This is a genomic window from Micromonospora arida, from assembly GCF_003857035.1.
Taxonomy (GTDB): domain Bacteria; phylum Actinomycetota; class Actinomycetes; order Mycobacteriales; family Micromonosporaceae; genus Micromonospora; species Micromonospora arida.
In genome coordinates this window covers 1-1,456 of record NZ_QGSY01000326.1, presented here as the reverse complement: position 1 = coordinate 1,456, position 1,456 = coordinate 1, and the positions used below count along the sequence as shown (strand labels likewise).

At 70.5% G+C, this 1,456-nt stretch carries 2 protein-coding genes and 1 pseudogene; 2 read left to right on the top strand and 1 reads right to left on the bottom strand.

What is annotated here, in order from left to right; genetic code table 11:
- Nucleotides 1-120: pseudogene (locus DLJ58_RS34790) on the top strand (IS30 family transposase); the annotation flags it as partial.
- 621 nt (nt 121-741) lie between these two features.
- Nucleotides 742-1,062 (top strand): DMT family transporter, encoded by a 321-nt coding sequence (locus DLJ58_RS32060; RefSeq protein ID WP_112585076.1) that lies wholly within the window; start codon nt 742-744, stop codon nt 1,060-1,062.
- Between the two features lie 55 nt (nt 1,063-1,117).
- Here the strand turns inward: DLJ58_RS32060 and DLJ58_RS32055 are convergent.
- On the bottom strand, nt 1,118-1,456 hold a 339-nt coding region (locus tag DLJ58_RS32055), incomplete at its 5' end, for a cellulose binding domain-containing protein (protein WP_208741448.1).

Sequence of the window (1,456 nt, the reverse complement as noted above, 5' to 3'; positions counted from 1 at the left end):
GACCAGGCCGGCCTCGACCACGTCGCCGACGAACTCAACGACCGTCCCCGCATGACCCTGGGCTGGGCCACCCCAGGTGAGAAGATGACCCAGCTACTCGGTGTTGCAACCACCGGTTGAGCCCGCCATACGAACGGAAAGTGTCCAAGATCTACCGTGCGAGCCTCTCCCACGCCACTACCGGGGGCGACAGCGCGAGGAACGGCGGCGCCGCCCGCAACACGCGGCGCGGCCCGCAACACGCGGCGCGGCCCGCAACACGCGGCGCGGCCCGCAACACGCGGCGCGGGTGGGTGTGGTGTGCCGGGCCGGCTTTGGAGCTGATGCCGTAAACGATTCATCCACCGAGCCGGGTGCCGGAGGCCGGATGCCGGATGCCGGGCCGGGGGCGGGCGCAGGATGCCAGGCACCTGGGCGCCGGGCGCCAGGCGCCGGGCCAATCCGATGCCGAGGTCTGATTCGTCAACGGGGTCTAATTCGTTGGCGAAGTCTGCTTCGTGGCCACAACCGATTCGTTTGCGACATCAGCTCCAAAGGCGTTCTGTGACAGATGCCGAGGCCGCACGGACGCCACGTGACGGATCGCTAAATGCCACGCGACGGATCGGCCGGACGCCACGCGACGGGTCGGCTGGACGCCCGCGGATCGGCCCGACGTCGACAGGCCGGCCGGGCGGGGACATCGCCGGCACTAGCCTGGGTGGCGACGGGTTCATCGACCACGAAGGACCAAGGGGACGAATGGCGTACGTGCTGCTGGGGATCGCCATCCTCGCCGAGGTGGTGGCGACCAGCCTGATCAAGAGCACCGCTGGGTTCAGTCGGCTCTGGCCGACGGTGGCGTGCCTCGGCGGCTATGCGCTGGCGTTCCTCCTGCTGGCCCAGGCCGTCAAGGAGATTCCCGTGGGGGTGGCGTACGCCCTCTGGTCGGGTCTGGGCACCGCGGCCATCGTGGCGATCGGGGCGGTCTTCCTGGGGGAGTCGGTGGGGCTCGCCAAGCTCACCGGCATCGCACTGATCATTGCCGGGGTGGTCATCGTGAACCTGGCCGGCGAGCACTGACCAGGGCGGTTTCCGATGGCCGGGTCCGGCGCGGACCCGGCCACCGGTCCGACGGTCAGCTCGCCGTGCAGCTCACCACCGGCAGGCTGTTGGTGCCGGTCCAACTGCCGAGGAAGCCGAAGCTGGCACTGGCCCCGGCCGCCAGCCGTCCGTTGTAGTCCGTGTTGCGGGCGGTCACCGTGGCTCCGCTGCTGGTGAGGGCCACATTCCAGGACTGGGTGACGCGCTGGCCGTTGGCGAAGGTCCACCCGGCGGTCCAGCCGGTGATCGCCCTCGTGCCGGCGGTCACCCGTACCTCACCCTGGAAGCCGCCCTGCCACTGGTTGGTCACCGTGTACGTCGCCGTGCAGCCACCGTTCGGCGGGGGCGTCGTCGGGGGTGGCGTCGTGGGGGG